This is a genomic window from Mesorhizobium sp. M7A.F.Ca.US.011.01.1.1, from assembly GCF_003998295.1.
Taxonomy (GTDB): domain Bacteria; phylum Pseudomonadota; class Alphaproteobacteria; order Rhizobiales; family Rhizobiaceae; genus Mesorhizobium.
Map to the genome: position 1 here is coordinate 1 of NZ_RZRT01000045.1, position 16,103 is coordinate 16,103.

13 protein-coding genes are annotated in these 16,103 nt (G+C 61.5%); 5 read left to right on the forward strand and 8 right to left on the reverse strand.

What is annotated here, in order from left to right; all coding sequences use genetic code 11:
* The 4 genes from EOA13_RS28130 to EOA13_RS28145 all read left to right on the forward strand — a co-directional run.
* A partial coding sequence (locus EOA13_RS28130) for a DUF2493 domain-containing protein (protein ID WP_164780379.1) occupies nucleotides 1-623 on the forward strand: 623 nt, incomplete at its 5' end.
* 477 nt (nucleotides 624-1,100) lie between these two features.
* Nucleotides 1,101-1,634 carry a hypothetical protein gene (locus EOA13_RS28135; protein WP_127296793.1) on the forward strand — a complete coding sequence of 178 codons (534 nt, stop codon included), beginning with the start codon at nucleotides 1,101-1,103 and terminating at the stop codon, nucleotides 1,632-1,634.
* Between the two features lie 709 nt (nucleotides 1,635-2,343).
* Nucleotides 2,344-2,667 carry a DUF736 family protein gene (locus tag EOA13_RS28140; RefSeq protein ID WP_127296794.1) on the forward strand — a complete coding sequence of 108 codons (324 nt, stop codon included), beginning with the start codon at nucleotides 2,344-2,346 and terminating at the stop codon, nucleotides 2,665-2,667.
* A 57-nt stretch (nucleotides 2,668-2,724) separates the two neighbouring features.
* Nucleotides 2,725-3,036 carry a hypothetical protein gene (locus EOA13_RS28145; protein WP_245490508.1) on the forward strand — a complete coding sequence of 104 codons (312 nt, stop codon included), beginning with the start codon at nucleotides 2,725-2,727 and terminating at the stop codon, nucleotides 3,034-3,036.
* A 418-nt stretch (nucleotides 3,037-3,454) separates the two neighbouring features.
* On the opposite strand, the gene EOA13_RS28150 is transcribed toward EOA13_RS28145, so the two are convergent.
* Genes EOA13_RS28150 through EOA13_RS28170 form a run of 5 tightly spaced genes read right to left on the reverse strand, consistent with a single transcriptional unit; the run spans nucleotide 3,455 to nucleotide 8,353 of the window.
* Nucleotides 3,455-4,231: a hypothetical protein gene (locus EOA13_RS28150; RefSeq protein WP_245490509.1), complete on the reverse strand. Its 777-nt coding sequence runs from the start codon at nucleotides 4,229-4,231 to the stop codon at nucleotides 3,455-3,457.
* Between the two features lie 32 nt (nucleotides 4,232-4,263).
* Nucleotides 4,264-4,665 (reverse strand): hypothetical protein, encoded by a 402-nt coding sequence (locus EOA13_RS28155; protein WP_127296796.1) that lies wholly within the window; start codon nucleotides 4,663-4,665, stop codon nucleotides 4,264-4,266.
* Entirely contained in the window at nucleotides 4,662-5,750 is a 1,089-nt protein-coding gene (locus EOA13_RS28160) for an AAA family ATPase (RefSeq protein WP_127296797.1), read from the reverse strand. Before EOA13_RS28160 ends, EOA13_RS28155 begins: the two co-directional genes overlap by 4 nt.
* Nucleotides 5,751-5,761: 11 nt before the next feature.
* The gene (locus EOA13_RS28165) at nucleotides 5,762-7,807 is read right to left on the reverse strand and encodes a type IV secretory system conjugative DNA transfer family protein (protein ID WP_127296798.1); all 2,046 of its coding nucleotides are present in this window, start codon (nucleotides 7,805-7,807) and stop codon (nucleotides 5,762-5,764) included.
* A gap of 24 nt (nucleotides 7,808-7,831) precedes the next feature.
* Nucleotides 7,832-8,353 (reverse strand): conjugal transfer protein TraD, encoded by a 522-nt coding sequence (locus EOA13_RS28170; RefSeq protein WP_127296799.1) that lies wholly within the window; start codon nucleotides 8,351-8,353, stop codon nucleotides 7,832-7,834.
* A 248-nt stretch (nucleotides 8,354-8,601) separates the two neighbouring features.
* Between EOA13_RS28170 and EOA13_RS28175 the strand changes: the two genes are divergently transcribed.
* A complete protein-coding gene (locus tag EOA13_RS28175) occupies nucleotides 8,602-12,042 on the forward strand; it encodes an AAA family ATPase (protein WP_127296800.1) in 3,441 nt (1,146 codons plus the stop codon).
* Nucleotides 12,043-12,378: 336 nt separating this feature from the next.
* On the opposite strand, the gene EOA13_RS28185 is transcribed toward EOA13_RS28175, so the two are convergent.
* The 3 genes from EOA13_RS28185 to EOA13_RS28195 form a co-directional block, all read right to left on the reverse strand.
* On the reverse strand, nucleotides 12,379-13,407 hold the full coding sequence (locus tag EOA13_RS28185) for a dienelactone hydrolase family protein (protein ID WP_127296801.1): 1,029 nt from the start codon (nucleotides 13,405-13,407) through the stop codon (nucleotides 12,379-12,381).
* 66 nt (nucleotides 13,408-13,473) lie between these two features.
* A complete protein-coding gene (locus EOA13_RS28190; RefSeq protein WP_127296802.1) occupies nucleotides 13,474-14,055 on the reverse strand; it encodes a recombinase family protein in 582 nt (193 codons plus the stop codon).
* A gap of 617 nt (nucleotides 14,056-14,672) precedes the next feature.
* A complete protein-coding gene (locus tag EOA13_RS28195) occupies nucleotides 14,673-16,082 on the reverse strand; it encodes an ISNCY family transposase (RefSeq protein WP_127296803.1) in 1,410 nt (469 codons plus the stop codon).
* Between the last annotated feature and the right edge of the window lie 21 nt (nucleotides 16,083-16,103).

Sequence of the window (16,103 nt, forward strand, 5' to 3'; positions counted from 1 at the left end):
AGCAGGAACAGGACGGTTCCGAAGTGAAGTCCGTCGAGCTGGAGCGGCTGACTGCGGAAGGCATCACCTATATCGAGCGCCGCAACGTGCTCGAAATCATGCGCGATGAGGCCGCCGACCTCTACGAGGCGCAGACCGGATCGGCATGGCGGCCGCGCACCGGCTCCAAGGTCAGCCACCAGGCGATGACCGCGTCGGTGATCGACTCCAGAGACTTCCTCGCCGCCCGCCGCCACGCCGAAACCGAGGGGCTCGTCCCGGCCGGCACCAAGATCGCCTTCGCCGGCGGCCTCGACTGCAACGATCACGACCGGATCTGGGACGCGCTCGACAAGGCTCGCGAGAAGCATCCCGACATGGTTCTGATCCATGGTGGCAGCCCGCGCGGAGCTGAGCGCATCGCCGCCTGCTGGGCCGAGAACAGGAAGGTCACCCAGATCGCCTTCAAGCCGGACTGGAACCGGCACGCCAAGGCGGCTCCGTTCCGCCGCAACGACCAGCTTCTCTCAGTGGTGCCCTACGGCCTGATCGTCTTTCCCGGCTCCGGGATCACCGACAACCTTGCCGACAAGGCCCGTCGGCTCGGCATCCCCGTCTGGCGGTTCGCGGAGGACGGCGCGTGAAGCGCCGTCTTCCTTGCGTCCGCGCTCAGAACTCGCTTCCATCGCCATGTCGACGAACCCGACCGCTGGCGGTCGGATTCGTCGCGTGCACCTGTCCGAACCAGTCGCGTAACGCCGCTCGACGCGGCCAATGTCGTCGTCGGTCGGGGTCAGGGCAATCGGTGCCGAGGCCGAGTGCTAATGGCAGAGTTGGGAGTTCATTGCTTCAAGCGACAATTCTTCCGTTCTCATGCGCTCGATTCAGGACGTGCGCCTCTGACTGGCAAACACCACCCCCTAGATCTTCGACAGGTCGTCTTTCGTTCCCATCCGATCCGGGCGCGCCGGCCTGCGGCCGGCCGGCCTCTAGTCGCGGCCTCCCGCCGCTCCCCGAGCCGGCTTCGCCGTCTCGGCTTCGGGTGACGATCCCCCGCGAAGGGCCGGAGGGACAGGGCGGCCAGAGCGAGGCGGGGGCGCTGGAGAGAAAGGAAAGTCACGATGGCGATGATATTCATAGGTGGATCGCGCGAGATATTCGAGCTGCCGGAACCTTCCATCGCTCGGATCGGCGCAATCGTCGCTGCCGAGCACGGCGTGCTGATTGGCGACGAGTCTGGAGCCGATGCCGAGGCGCAGGGCCTGCTCGCGGGCTACGGCTACGAGCATGTCGGGGTCTTCCATACCGGCAAGGAACCCCGCAACAATCTGGGCGACTGGGCCGCCTACCATGTTCCTTCTCTTGAGGGCGCCGAAGGATACTGGTTCCACGCCGCCAAAGACCGGGAGATGGCGCGGCGCGCCGACTTTGGCATGATGGTCTGGGATGGCGCATCACCCGGCACGGCCGTCAACGTGCTTCGGCTCGCCATCGCGAACAAGCCGTGCGTCATATACGATCTGGCAAGGGGCAGCGTGGCGACGACGTACAATGTGCAAGACTGGTGCGCCATGCTCCGCCATGCCGGTCCGGACATTCGCCGCCAGGCCGAAGCCCGCATGATGCCGGACGAGCGTCTAGCGTTGCCGGGATGATGTACGCGCGGTCCCCCCGACAGCCCGGCGGTCCGATCCGATAGGCTTTATCCGGCCCCGCGCCGCCTACTCCACTGTTATGAACGGCCGGAGCCGACCTCTTTCGAAGCCGGCCCGCGCAGAGCCGCGGGGCGTTGTGCAGGATGATCATCTTGACGCTTCTCGCCTCTGAGGCGGGGGCAAGCGTGCCGAACATCCTGGCGTGCCGGGTCATCCAACCTGGCTGCGAGGCTCGTCCCCGAGGGGCGTTAACTTCGCTGCCAGTCGGCTCCGATCTCGAAACCGCTGTGCCGCCATACCGAACACGCCAGGCGGTCACTCGCCGGGCTGCTGTTCGATGTGTTGGCGATGCCGACGACATGACCCGAGAGGCTGCTGCATGTTCCGGCGATCCGGCAGCGTTGCGTCGGCGGTCTAGCGATGGCGGCCTGAGTTCTTTTCCTTCGGTCGCATCCGGGGCCATTCCCGTTTCATGTCGCCTTTGTAGACGACCGTCTGCTTTGTGCGGTCAACCCCCGTTGGGGGTACACTCGGCGAATATTCAGGAAAATTCGATTTCTGTTTTTTGTCTGCGGACAGGCGAAGGGCCTGCCCGCTATTTTTCGGCAAATAGAATTTTCCAGAATTTTCGCCGAGATGACCGCAGCAGGACGGCCCTCTCCTTTGGCGCCATCGGGAATGGTCCCGATGCAACCGAAGGAGAACTACCATGGCCACCACGATCGCAAACCTCACCACCAAGGCCGACGGCTCGATGGAAGGCGTCTTTGCCACGCTCCGGGTCAACGCCCCGATCACCCTCATCCCGAACACCAACAAGTCGCGCGAGGACGCGCCCGACTACCGGATCGTCAACAAGCGCACAGGCTTCGAGATCGGAGCCGGCTGGCACCGCATCTCCCAGCGTTCGGGCGAGGAGTACCTCTCGGTCAAGCTGGAAGCCCCCGAGATCGGCGTGATCTTCGGCAATCTTGCACCCGCCCCGGGCGGCGAGGAGAACAAGAGGGTCATCCTCTGGAACAACCCCCAGTGAGGCATCGGTGGCCGGCCCCGCAAGGGGTCGGCTCGCCACCGGCACAAGGAGGTTGCAATGAGCCGCTACACCATCACCGTCACTGGCACCGCCACCAGACAGGGCCGCTCGGATCCAGACGCTGTCATCGGTTACGACCCGCCGCTTCGGACCTATTTCCTGCAGGCGTTCCCCCACGACGTGACCGACGACCCGGCGCTCTGGCTCGGCACCCACGATCACGCGTTCGAGACGCTGCAAGATCTTCACGACGCAGCCGTCGCTCACGACTATGGCTTCATGCCACTGCCGGCGGTTGTCGCGGCGAAACTCATCAAAGACAAGGTGGCTGTTGCTAGCCCGGGCGCCCCGCGAAGGAGATCTGGCTGAATTCCTGAATCGCCTCAATGAGCCCGGCTAGGCGAACGCGCCCAAAACGCCGGCGACGCATCGCTCCGTCGCCGGCGTTTTCTTATGCAAAGCGTGGCTGAAGACCAATGCCTATCGGCCGGTGCGGACGGTCGACAGGCAGACGGGCGGGAGCGCTTAACCGAGATTTCCGCGATCGCGAATTGCGAGAACGCCCGTCGACAGACCCAGCATGGCGGCAAGCTGTTCGCGGCGAGCCCGCGCATCTTGCGGCTTTTGGGCGTTTGCTTGCTGAGCTTCTTTTCCATTTCACCGAAAGACACAACCCGTTGAAGCCAGGCCTGCGGAACATCGGCTTTTCAAAACCTCGTTCATCCGTTTCGACGGACCCTGATTGACGGCGGCTGTGGTGCTTTTTGGTTCTCGCCATGACCTTTTGCTACCCCTGGTGCAGCAATTCGCCGCTGTCGATCATGCGCAGGTTCATGTCGGCGGGGGTCTTGATGAGCAGTTGGGCATTGAGAACATGCAGGTCACGCGGCTCGGTGCAGGCCAGCCAGGCGCGAAGCTTGTAAAGACCGGGGTGAAGATCGGCGCCAAAGATGAAGGAGACGCTTTTTTGCTCTCTGGCCGGCATCGGAATTTCACCATGCTGGGAGCCGATCGAGCGATCTTCGAGCCACAGCGAGGCTATGCAGCCGGCATTGACAAAAACGTTGGATCCGGTGGTGGCGCGGTATTCGACGGCGAGTTGCGTGCGGCCGGGTTCTGCGACCTTCAGCCAGCCCTGGAGTTCGACTGAGGTGAGGCCGGTGTAGAGCACACCTTTGCGCGACAGTTCATTGAGGGGAATGGCGCCGCCGATATAGACAAAGCTGCCGACGCTGTCGGCAGGGATCTCTGGAAGATCGTCTTTTTTGGCCGGCGCAACCCGGGCGATGGCGAGCGCGCCCCGCTGGTAACCTTGGCTGGCACCGGCTTCGGAGGAAGCCTGCTTCTTCGCGCCATCGTTTGCGGTGGCGGGCAAGCTGCCGTTGCTCTTTGCCGACGCACCGTCCTGTCCGGGGATGCCGAGATGCTCGATAATTCGATCGAGTTTTTGCTCGATGCGGTCCAATTGCTGCTGGTTTGCCTGCTGGTCTTGCGCCAAGGCAAAGCCGGAGCCCTCAACGAAACTCAACGCTGCGATTGCAATGCCGAGCGCCAGCCTGCCCACGCTTTTCCTTTGCATCATGGGGATGATCCTTCCTACGGTACGGTTCCAAAATCGTCGTGCGGCGCGGGCGCCACCTTTATTCCTTGCAGCGGCCGGCCTGGAGCGACAGCAGGCGTATGGTCTTGAGCCGGCTCCGAGGTTGATCCAGGCGCGGGCGGTTGGGTCCGCGACCCTGCGGCTGTAGATGCATTGCCCTGTTCGAATTTTTCCGAAATCGACGTCGGCGTGCCGGCGTTCTTTCCAGCGCCGGCAACGGGGCCGTCGCGATTGCCGGCGACATCCCGAACAATACTAATAGCCAGAAAGATCAAAGCCAGAACGGCGGCGATCGTGGCATAGCGGAACAGCGGATCGCGCCGGAACAGGGCGGGAACAAGTTGGAGCCAGCGCACCAGCGTGGCTCGCACAGATGAGAGGAGGGTTTGAGCCGTCATGTAGTTGATCCCTGCCGCTCGTGTGATGCTATCGCCGCCGCAATGTCACCTGGCTCGATGGTAATGATGGCGTCGCGGCCAGCACTGCCGATGCCGTGGGTAGCAAGACGCATGGCTTGCGCCTCGCGCGTGCTTTCCCAAAGCGTGCGGATTGCGCGGGCATTGCCGAAATCGTCTCCACGCTCTGGTTGGATGCGGACGCAGGCAAGGTTAGCCGAGTTCTCGGCCGCGGCGTCGAGCACAAAGCCTTCACGGTTGGCGAGGTTGCGAAAAATCCCCGCCAGCTCTTCAGCCGAATAGTCCTCGAACATTATTGTCCTGGTGAAGCGGGAGCGCAGGCCGGGATTTGCTTCGAGAAATGGGCGCATTTCACCGGTATAGCCGGCGGCGATGACACACAATCGATCCCGATGATCCTCCATCAGCTTCAGCAGCGTGTCGATCGCCTCGCGGCCAAAATCGTTATTTTGGCCCTCGGGGGCCAATGCATATGCTTCGTCAACGAACAGCACGCCGTCGAGCGACGCCTCGACCGCCTCCCGTGTCTTGATTGCGGTCTGTCCGATATAGCCGGCGACAAGCTGGCTGCGGTCGACCTCGACGACATGGCCGGATCTGAGCAGGCCGAGTGCGAAAAGAATCTCGCCCATAAGACGCGCCGCCGTTGTTTTTCCGGTCCCTGGATTGCCGAGGAAGATCAGGTGCAGGCTTGGGGGTGCGGCGTTGATGCCGTGGCGCCGACGTTCCTGCTCGGCCTGCAGCACCGCGACCAGCTTCTTGACCTCATCCTTGACGGAGCGCCACCCGGTCATGGCGTCGAGTTCGGCCAGCACGTCATCGAGCGGCCGATGTCTTGCTGCACGGATCGGCAGAGCCGGTTTCCGTTCAACGCCTGCTTGCGCGTCCCATTCACCCTTCGAGAATTTCGGCGATACCGGCACGCCATGCTTTGCAGCATGCGCCAGCCGCCAGCCCATGACGATAACCCCGACGATAAGAATGACGCCGGAATAGGTTTCCAGCAGGGCGAGCACGACGATCAGGACGGCAAGGCCAGGGATAATCGGGGCCAGAATGCGCTGCATCTCTTGCCGCCTCAACCCGACGCGGCTTGGGGCGCGAAACGGTTCCGCTCGACCTTGGCGACCATTTCCGGCCTGCGGAAATAAATCGCTCTGCCGCAGCGCAACGGCTTTCGGCCCTGGACGAAGACGAACTGCTCGTCGGCTCTGGCATCGGCAAGAATTTCGGAGACGGTCGCCAACCGTCTGCCACGCTCGGAGCGCTGTTCCGAGGCGCCGGTCGAGGCCGTGCCGATCTCGACCGGCTTTGCGCTTTTTCCCCGGTTTTTTGTCTCGGAGTTCAGCACGACGCCATGTTCGCCCAGCGCTTCGGAGACAGCGCGGGCCTGTTCGAGCGAGCCGATCGCGGCGTAGGATCGCCAGGAAGCGCTTTCGAACCAGGCGCTCTTGCCGCCATCGCCCCATTGTTCGCGCAGCTGGCCTTCGGACTGATAGAGCATGACCAGCGTAATGCCGTATTTGCGGCCGGCATCGCGGGCGCGGGCCAGTGAGGTCATGTAACCGAGGCGGGCGACCTCATCGAGTAGGAAGACGATACGCCCGCCCGGCAAGACGCCGTCGGCCTCATAGACGGCATTGAGCAGGGATCCGACAACGACACGGGCGAGGGCCGGCGTCGATTCCAGCACCTTCATCGGGATGTTGATAAAGAGGTCGAGCTTGCCGGCGACCAGATCAGCAGTGCGAAAACTGTTACCCGACACCAGTTTTGCGTAGGCGGGATTGGCGAGCCATTCGGTTTGCTCGCTCATGTTGCCGTAGACGCCGGAGAACGTCTCGGCGACCAGCCCCATCAACTGGCCTGCGAGATGGCGGGCGCGGTGCGAGGAGGAGTGTTCAAAAATGCGTGCTAGCTCGTTCCGCATTTTTGCCTCCGGCAAGGCGAGCCGTTGCGCCAGAGTGACGAGATTGCGTTTGTCGTCGGACAGATTTTTGTCGAAGACGATGTCGGAAAGCAGGGTCTCGACGATGGCCTTGCCACGGCCCTCGAAGAAGGCCTTGCCAGAGGCGCCGTGCGGCGCATCACGGGTGGCGGTGTGTTTCTCGCCGCAGATCCAGTCGACGACCGAGCGGAGGTCGCCATCGATGAGCGGCGAACTTTTTGTCAGCCAGTCGAGCGCGTTGAAGGCTCCGCTGCCCGTCATCGGATCAATTGAGATGACACGCCGGCCCATCGCCGTGCGTGCGCCCGTCAGCATCGGCGCCAGCTCGGAGGAGGGATCGAGGGTGACAATTGAGGCGCGCCAGGTGAGCAGCGTCGGCACGCAGACGGAGACGGTTTTGTAGGCGCCCGAACCGGCGAAGACGAGGCCGTGGGTGCCGCCCCAGGAGAGATCAAAGGTGAGTAAAGGCGACTTGCCACCCTTGCCCCATGTTTTTGGATCGCACGGATCAAACTTTTGTCCGCGCCGGGCCGGCGCATCCTGATCGACGCGGTAGGCTTCGCCGATGACGACGCCGCCGCGCGGATTGGCTGTCGACTTGGCCGAACCACCGAACAGGTTTTGTGACTCGCGAATGTCCATCCAGTCCGCGTGGCCAAAGATGTCAGAGGAGGCACGCTCAACCGGCTTTACGCTTTGGGCGTGCAGCGATTTTCCCATCAGCATCCTGACGCCGGCCGTGGTCGCGAGAAAGCCGACAACCCCGGCATAAAAGATGGCCATGTCGGCTGCGTTCAAAATGGCGGACCAGGCAAAGTCTGATCGGTAGCCGAGCAGTCGTGTCGCTTCCGGCCAGACGGTGAAAACCGTTGCCGCGGCCATGCCCAACACGCCGGCGATGGCAGTGAGGGGCAGCACCATGCCGGATCGACGCAGCAGCAGAGCCGTCGCCATCGTAATGGCCGGCCCGAGCAGCGCGATCGATGGCCATGCCGCGTAACCAAGTCTGTAAATCACCGATGCCGGCGACAGACCCGTGCGATGCCAGTCGAGCAAGGCGCCGCCCCACAGAGCATGCGCGTAGCGCCAGGCCGGGTACCAGATGACGAGCGGCAGGATGGCGAAGGTGGCCTTGAACAGTGTCTTGACGAGATCATAGGACAGCCGCCCGAACATTTTTTTGGCTCCTAGGCGTCGGCGCTATGAGCGTTCAGACTTCCTGCCGCGATCCGGCTCCCGATTGGACGGCGCGGTGGAATGAACGCGGTGTAGGGTGCCGTTCTGCTCGGCGGCCAATGCTGCGACGGCGTCGTGTTCCGCCAGTCCTTCCCAGTGCTGCATGACTTTGTTCCAGCGCAGGCCGGCGCCGCGCAGGCGGGTCGCGAATGGGGTCGGCAGCGGAGCGGGGAAGGTGAGGGTCAACGGTTCGTTTGTTGCGCCATTGCCGATTGTTTCTCCAGCGAGCGCGGTTTTGCCAGCCTTGATCCACTCGGTAATTATTGCGCTGTTGCCCTCGTCATTGGCAAGCGACAACAAGCCACCATAAAGGGCCGCTTCCTCTAGGTCCAATAATCCGGCCCGTTCGACGAGGGTTCCGGCTTCAACGAGGCGGCGGGTGCGCTGCTTGCGTTCGTCCGCCTTGAGTTTTGCTTCCTGCTCGGCGAGTTTCGCCCGCTGCTGTTCCAAGCGGCTCATGCGTTCGGCAAGCGAGGTGCGGGCCATGACGAGAATCTCCGTCTTTTCTCCGTCCGCCAAGCCCGAGGGGACTTTGCCAGCCGTGGCGCGTCTCTTCAACCCCCTTTTGTATATGCCGGCGGATGCAACCAGGACCTTCGGCGCATTCCGCCGCTATGGGTTCTGCCACATCGCCAATCGATCGTCGATGCACGGTCGGTGGATTATTGCAGACGCAATATGCATTCTTCGAATGCTTGCTTGCGGCGGCGCGCTGGTGATGGCATTCTGCGGCAATGGCCATCGCTTTCGCACGTGCCCGATACATCTCACGCTCCGACGGCGGCAGCGCGGTGCGCTCGGCCGCCTATAACGGCCGCGAGGCAATCAAGGCGCAGCGCACCGGCGAGGTGTTTTACTTCAAGCACCGCGAGGCACCGGAGCATCATGAGGTGCTGTTGCCGGAAGGCGCGCCGTCAGAGCTGGCGTCGAGCGATGCGCTATGGAACGCGGCCGAGGCCATGGAAAAGCGCAAGGACGCGCAACTGGCGCGGGAACTCGTCTTGGCGTTGCCGGCCAATCAAGAGCTCGATCACGACGACCGGGTGGAGCTGGCGCGGTCGTTTGCGCAGGAACATTTTGTCTCGAAGGGGCTGGCGGTGCAGCTTGACGTTCATGCGCCGCATGGGGCGGAGAGCGAGGGCGAGCGGGCCAATTATCATGCGCATTTGTTGATCACGACGCGGCGGCTGGGCGAGGGCGGGTTTGCGGCGAAGAAGGCGCGCGATCTCGATCCGGTGATCAAGCGGGGCGGGGGACGGGCGATCGTGGCGGAGGGCGAAGCGTGGGGCGCACTGTGGCGCGATCATCAGAACCGCTATTTTGCCGAACAGGGGCTTTCGATCCGGGTGGATGCGACCAGCGCGGTGCCACAGGAACACATCGGACCGATCCGCATGCGCACGCCGGGCGCGGAGGTCAATGTGCGGGCCGAGCATATCAGGCGGGCGAACGAAGAAGCGGCGCGCGATCCTGAACATGTGCTCACAGTGCTCACGCGCAACCAGGCGAGTTTTTCCGAGTACGATCTCGACCGGCATCTGAAAAAGCACATTCGCGATGAGGGCGAACGGGCGGAGGTTAAGGGCAAAGTGCTCGGGCGTGGCGATGTGCTCGCGCTGCATGACCGGGATACAGGCGAGAGTGCAGGACGCTGGACAACGCGGGCGGTGCGCGACCAGGAGGTTTTGGCGCTTGCCGATGCACGGCGCGTGGCCGGAGGGTCCCATCGCGATGTCGGGGCAAGGGCGCGCGAGCGGCTCGTGTCCGTGCAGGAATTGCGGCCGGATCAGTTATCTGCGTTCGATCATGCGACGGGGTCCGGGGGGCTAAAAATAATTGAGGGGCGTGCCGGGACGGGAAAGAGTTTTGCGCTTGGTTCGATCCGCGATGCGCATGAAGCGGCCGGCTATCGCGTGGTCGGCCTCGCGCCGACCAACGCGGTGGCGCAGACGATGAAGGAGGACGGGTTTGCTCGATCATCGACCGTTCATGCCGAACTGTTCCGAGTGAAGAACGGCCGCGCGCAGTGGGACCATCGTACGCTGGTTGTTGTCGACGAGGCAGCGATGATGGACGCCAAGGTGACCGGCGAGGTGTTGCGGGAAGCGCGGCTTTCGGGCGCCAAGGTTGTGCTGGCCGGCGACGACCGGCAGCTCGGCTCGATCGAGCGCGGCGGGCTGTTCACAGAGCTGAAGAAGGAGCACGGATCGTCCGAGATCACCCAGGTCACGCGTCAGAAGGTCGACTGGCAGAGAGAGGCGGCGCGCGATCTTTCGGACAGTCGCTTCGAAGACGCGCTGCGAGCCTTCGCGCGAAACAAGGCGGTGGTGTGGACGTCGAAGCAGGACGAATTGCGAGAAAAACTGGTCGAGCGGTGGGCCAGGGATGCTGCTTCGAATCCGTCGGCATCGCGGTTCGTGTTCGCCTACACCAACAAGGATGTCGATGCGCTGAACAAGGATCTGCGCGCGGTGCGTCGCGAGCGTGGTGAGCTCGGTGAGGATTTTGTGTTTACGACCAAGCACGGCGAGGCTGCATTCGCTGTCGGCGACCGGGTGCAGTTCACGGATACGCTGAAGGGCGCCGGCATCTACAACGGCAATGCCGGCGTGATCTCCAGCATTGACCGGAACTTTGGCCGCATCAGTGTCTCGCTCGATGCAGCTGCGGGCCGGGAGGGCAGGAAGGTCGAATGGTATGCTTCGGAGTTCAATGGCTTCCGGCACGGTTATGCCGGCACGATCTACAAGGGCCAGGGCAAGACGCTTGACCACACCTATCTCATGCACACGCATCACTGGCGCGCCGCCTCGAGCTATGTCGCGCTGACTAGGCAGCGTGAGAGCGCGACGATCTTCGTAGCGACGCAGACCGCCCGGGATTTGCGGCAGCTCGCCCGGCAGATCGGTCGCAACGAGATCAAGTCGGCGTCAGTGGCTTATGCAACACGCGACGAGCTCAGCGCGGAACAACGGGCGAAGCTGGACGAGGGACGGGCGGCAGAGAATGCCCGGCCAGCGTCGCATGTTGGGCAAGCTCAGGATGGCAGGGAACAAGAGGAGCAGCCGATGGCTTCAGTTGTCGAAGAGACACGCGTGGGCATGCGTCAGGCAGATCCGCGCACACCGGAGATGCAGTCCGGCGCCATTGCCAAGGACGCGGAGAGCCAGCGTCGGCCCGAGCGTCGAGGCGGGACGCCTGAGCCCGTCATGGCGCAGAAGTCAAAAGAGGCAGGAGGCAGCGATCGTCCCGGGCCAGCCGATGATCGGGTCGTGGCAAGCAGAACCGAAGATCGGCAGGCTGTTCCAGATGGCAGAAATGAAGAGCGGTCGCGCAGCACCGCAGCCGACCGGCCAGCGGACGCCAGGGTACTGATAGCTGCATTCCAGGATGTGGCTGCTGGTGGCGTGCGCCGCGACAGCCTTGGGCGATCGATCGACGAAAAAAGCATTGCCGCTGCTGTCAGTCGCGATGCGGATGTACAGCGCGAGCGCGAGGCTCGCTCAATCTATCTGGAGGCCGCCTACCGTGATCCGAAATCGGCGGCGCAGCGTCTCGACGAGATCATTGCTCGAGACGGTCCGACAAGTGCTGCACAACGGATATCGGCGGACACCAGCTTGGTCGGCGAGCTGCGGGGCAGGGAAGGGTTCTTCGCCGGTGCCAAGGCGCGGGAAGAGCGGACCGCCGCTGAACAGGCTGCCGCCGCGATTGGCCCGAACATTGTCCGGACCGCCGAATTCGAGAACCGAGCCGAACGATCCTATCGCACCCAGGTCGAAAAGCAGCTCAAGGCTGACGCGGTTGAGGTGAGAGATGTTTCTGATCAGGCGAAAGCTGCCCTGGAAAAAATTGCAATGGCCAAGGATGATCGCGAGCGGGCCGAAGCCTTCAAGGCGGTGTCAGCCGATCAGGAGGTCAGGCGGGAGATCGCCACCTTCAAGAAATCGATTGAAGTCCGTTTCGGTGAAGACGGCGCACGCGAAATCGCTCGTGCGACAGCCTCGGGCAAATCGTTTGAACATCCATCCGTGCGGAAATCCGATCAGGTCAGGTTGGGTGAGGCCGCGGCTCTCTATTCCGCAGCCCGATCGGGTGAAGTCGCGTCCAGACAAGAGGCCGAAACTGAACGTCTTGCAGCGCGCGAATCTCAGTCGACACGGCTGAAGCAGTAGGGAAGCGCCGTGGGGCCGGCTGCGTTATCCCGTCGGCGTCGCACGCCGCGGCGAATGACTACCTCTTTAAGCAAGGTGGTCGTTCATTGTCACAAATGGGCCCGGTACAGTTCAGAGCTGCAGATCAGCATTCGGGGAGTTGCCAAAGATGCTCTTGTACTCTCGGCCGAACTGAGAGGGCTGAGGTCGCGCCATGCACCTTCAGGAGCCGGGCGACCTCGGCCGGCTTGAAATCGTCGTTGACGAGCTGTCGCGCATGCGCGACCTGGTTGGGGGAGGGACCAAATCACATCCCGCGCGCCTTGGCCGCGATCCGGAGCGGAGCCATCAAATAGCTCAAACTTCGCTAAAGTCGTAGCGAAACCCGCGAACCTCCCAAAGTCCTGACAGGGTCGGGGTTTCTTTCAAAAAACGAAGAACCTTCCGAGCCGCGATCAAATTGAAGGGGAACATTCCAATAGATGAGTGCCCACAATTCAGCCGCACGACCTCAGGTGGAAGATTGCACTTCGCCAGCAACTCAATGAGACGCTCAGAGCCTCCTGGGCGCGCAACCGTATCGTCCTTACCGAGCAAGAACATCAAATCCAGACGAGGACGTGTAAGGCCGAAAAGATGCTTCTCTAAATCGATGAGACCCCAAGCGGTTCTTAGCCCTTCCAGTGACATGGACGATTCAATACGACCACGTAAGGCCGTCATGGTCTCCGCAGTCCAGACGAGATCAGCAGGGCTTCCCGGCGATACCATGAGAACCGCCTTATCAACCTTCTGCTCTTGGGCAGCAACGAGACCCGCAACAGTGCCACCCAAACACATCCCTACAACCGAGATTTTCTGATACCCCTGACTATAAAGCCAACGAACAATCTTACGACCATCTAGGACAGCCTGTCTTATCGACTGGACGGTGCGCCCTAAATTCGCGTTGAAAAGTTTTTCCTCCGAATAGTCATTCGAAGCTCGCCCAAAATGATACGGAAGCGTAGCTTCAATAACCGTTATGCCCTTTCTAGCGAAGTATTTGGAAAATCGCGGATACCGGTTCCGAGCATACCAATGATGAAACACAACAAGCGCATGTTGTTTAAATCCACTGTCGGTAACAACGCATTCGAACGTATTGTTCTCCTGATATTCAGTTGAAATATCAGATTGGAAGATAACACTATCCGCTTCTTCCCTTAACGGAACAGCTGGAAATATCGGCGCGAAAAACATCTCGCCCTTGGAAATTTCATTGAAGACCAATGCGTCAGAGCCATCGCGAGAAAATGGAATCGCCTTATCATGAATACGCCTCTGGCGTTCTAATGATCTCAGAACGTGCTTACGATCATAACGGCGCGCTAGATAACGGATCATTTTCTCTCCTTTCTTGCAGGTCGGAAACCTATCATCATAAAACCAATGCTGAAGTCCCGCCGTATTTCATTCACTCGACAAAGGCGGCTGCCATCCCTCCACACTATTTAGCGCCCGATAAAGGGTTGCTCGATGCACCTTCAGGAGCCGTGCAACCTCAGTCACTGGCTTGTCTTGTGCGATGAGCTGACGGGCGTGCGTGACCTGGTCGGCCGATAGGGCAGGGGAAGGACCGAACCGCACTCCACGTGCCCTGGCCGCGATCCTGCCAGCGCTGGTGCGCTCCACGATCAAGGATCGCTCGAAATCCGCAACGCCGGCGAACACGGTCAACACCATGCGGCCGGCCGGCGTCGTCGTGTCGGCCCATGGCTCGGCCAAAGATCGCAAGCCGGCCTCGGCCTCGCTGATCCGCTCGGCAATATCGAGAAGGTCGCGCGTCGATCGGGCGAGGCGGTCTAGCCTGGTGACCGTCACCACGTCGCCGGGGCGCAAATGGTCGAGGAGCTTCACAAGCTCGGGCCTGTCTCGCTTTCCCCCGGAAACCTTTTCCTCAAAGAGGCGAATGCAGCCGGCCGCGCCAAGCGCCGCGTGCTGCTGGTCGAGGTCCTGGCCCTGGGTGGAGACCCGGGCATAGCCAATCATCATCGTGGCGGGTTTCCTCGCAAGTTATGTCGCAAGGACAATTACCACTTGCGACAAAGACATGCGACACAAAAACCCCCCGATTTGCAGGGGACGGCCGATCTGTCGCAGGTTTTAGGAATTATGCGAGGTAGCAACGATCTGCGTAAGAAGCTGCGCGAAATGGTTGGAACCAAGACGTCCACCCCCCCTTGTGCACATCTATAATGTGGGCAACGACCAAATTATAGATGGGCATCACTGCTAGCCCTTGTCCCCGATCCTAACGCGAAATAAGCATCCGTCCCGAACGGACCGCCAGACGGTGCAATCCACCATAGATAGCCATATCTTGATCCATGAGACTGGAACAACCTGCTTTTCGAGCCACTGGCCACCATTGAGGAACAACAAGCCGAAGCGCGCGAGATCGCAAGCAGACAGGCGAAATGTATGTGCCTGAATGTCGCCACGAGGCAATTCGCAGGGCAGGACGCAGCAATTTAGAAACGCGACAGTGACGCGTTTCTTGGCGCCGACGTGAGCGCCCGATCGGGCGTAGCTGGTCAGGGTTGCGCAGCCTGATCGGGTGCGGCCCAGTCAAGCTTCTCGGCTTTAGCTTTGAGTGCCGGACTGGACGTCTACTCCGCAGCCAACAGCCCCGCCAATGCCTGTTCTCGCCGAGCGATGACGGCAGGATCGTTCATGAAATCCGTCCGTCGACCAGGCTTGCGGCCACGCTTCTGGTAGCCATTGCTCTGGCTGCCATCGGGAATGCCGAACAAATGGTTCGCCTGGCCTGTGCGCCGCGGTCCGTGTTGGCTGCGTGTCAGCTCACGGCCGGCCTGCATCTCGGCCACCATTGCAAGCGCTTCATCCAGGCGTTTGTTCTCGACGATCTCCGATCTGTGTACCGAGCGCAGCTTGTCAAAAGTTCTATAGGGCAGGGACGTGCTGCCCTCCATGATCTCGAGGCGGCCATCGGGATAGTCGCAGACAACGACCTTCTTACCGGCCAAGCGCTTAGCGAAGACGCTCGGATCGAGAATGAACAGCACCTTGTCGTAGCGCAGTGTCAAAGCCTGGGACAGAGTCCGCATCTCCTTGCGGCACATCGCACTGTCCAGATTCTCATGATCGGCAAGGGGGCGATGCATGTCCTTCGGATTGCGTGGTTCCTTGCCGAAACGGGCATTGAAATCGGCGGCGAACTCGGCCGCATAGGCATTCGCCGCCTCGATCGTGCTGATGCCGCGCAGGCGCAGCTCCTTCACAAGCCGGTCCTGCAGCGTCTGATTGGCGCGCTCGACGCGACCCTTGGCCTGCGGGCTGTTGGCGCAGATGATGTCAATGTTCAGTTCGTAGAGCGCGCGACCGAACTGCGTCAGGCCAGTCGTTCGATCCTTCTCCGAACCATGCGTCGTGCGAAACACGCCATGCTTGTCGCTGTAGAAGGAGATCGGCTTGCCCCATTCCTGCAAATACGCCTTGGTGGCGATCAGATAGTCGAACGTGTTCTCGGAACCGGCAAAGCGCAGATGCAGCAGCTTGCCGGTGGCGTCATCGATGTAGACGAGCAGGGCGCACTTTGGCCCCCGGCTCTCGAACCACCAATGGTGCGATCCGTCGATCTGAACCAACTCGCCGAAGCAATCTCGCCTGCCACGCGGTTGATGAATCTGGCGCTTGCGCTCACGTCGCGATGTCCAAATGGCGGCTTCGGTCATCCATTTGCGCAGCGTCTCTTTGCTGACCGCTATCTGGTGTCGCTCGAGCAGCTTCTCGCGGACAAGCGTCGGACCAAAATCGACATAGTGTTCGCGGATGAGCTCCAGGACAAAGTCGCGAACGTTATCGAGGATGCGATTGTTCGAACATCTGCCGCGCGCCTTGTGCCGGAGAGCCGCGGCACCGTCGTCTTGGAATGTCCTCAATAATCGTTGGGTCTGGCGGACCGTGAGCCCCAGGATCTTCGCGCCCGACGCAGTGGAGATGCGTCGTTCAACGACCTTCGACAAAACCTCGATACGCTTCAGCTCGCGTTCGCTCATCAGAACAAGTCCCAAGTTGCA

Coding starts and splice junctions, on each gene's coding strand:
- EOA13_RS28170 (WP_127296799.1), bottom strand. CDS start 8,353: ATGGCCCGCACCTCGCTTGCCGAACGCATGAGCCGCTTGGAACAGCAG.
- EOA13_RS28145 (WP_245490508.1), top strand. CDS start 2,725: ATGAGCCGCTACACCATCACCGTCACTGGCACCGCCACCAGACAGGGC.
- EOA13_RS28160 (WP_127296797.1), bottom strand. CDS start 5,750: ATGCAGCGCATTCTGGCCCCGATTATCCCTGGCCTTGCCGTCCTGATC.
- EOA13_RS28185 (WP_127296801.1), bottom strand. CDS start 13,407: ATGATCCGTTATCTAGCGCGCCGTTATGATCGTAAGCACGTTCTGAGA.
- EOA13_RS28165 (WP_127296798.1), bottom strand. CDS start 7,807: ATGTTCGGGCGGCTGTCCTATGATCTCGTCAAGACACTGTTCAAGGCC.
- EOA13_RS28190 (WP_127296802.1), bottom strand. CDS start 14,055: ATGATGATTGGCTATGCCCGGGTCTCCACCCAGGGCCAGGACCTCGAC.
- EOA13_RS28175 (WP_127296800.1), top strand. CDS start 8,602: ATGGCCATCGCTTTCGCACGTGCCCGATACATCTCACGCTCCGACGGC.
- EOA13_RS28195 (WP_127296803.1), bottom strand. CDS start 16,082: ATGAGCGAACGCGAGCTGAAGCGTATCGAGGTTTTGTCGAAGGTCGTT.
- EOA13_RS28135 (WP_127296793.1), top strand. CDS start 1,101: ATGGCGATGATATTCATAGGTGGATCGCGCGAGATATTCGAGCTGCCG.
- EOA13_RS28155 (WP_127296796.1), bottom strand. CDS start 4,665: ATGACGGCTCAAACCCTCCTCTCATCTGTGCGAGCCACGCTGGTGCGC.
- EOA13_RS28140 (WP_127296794.1), top strand. CDS start 2,344: ATGGCCACCACGATCGCAAACCTCACCACCAAGGCCGACGGCTCGATG.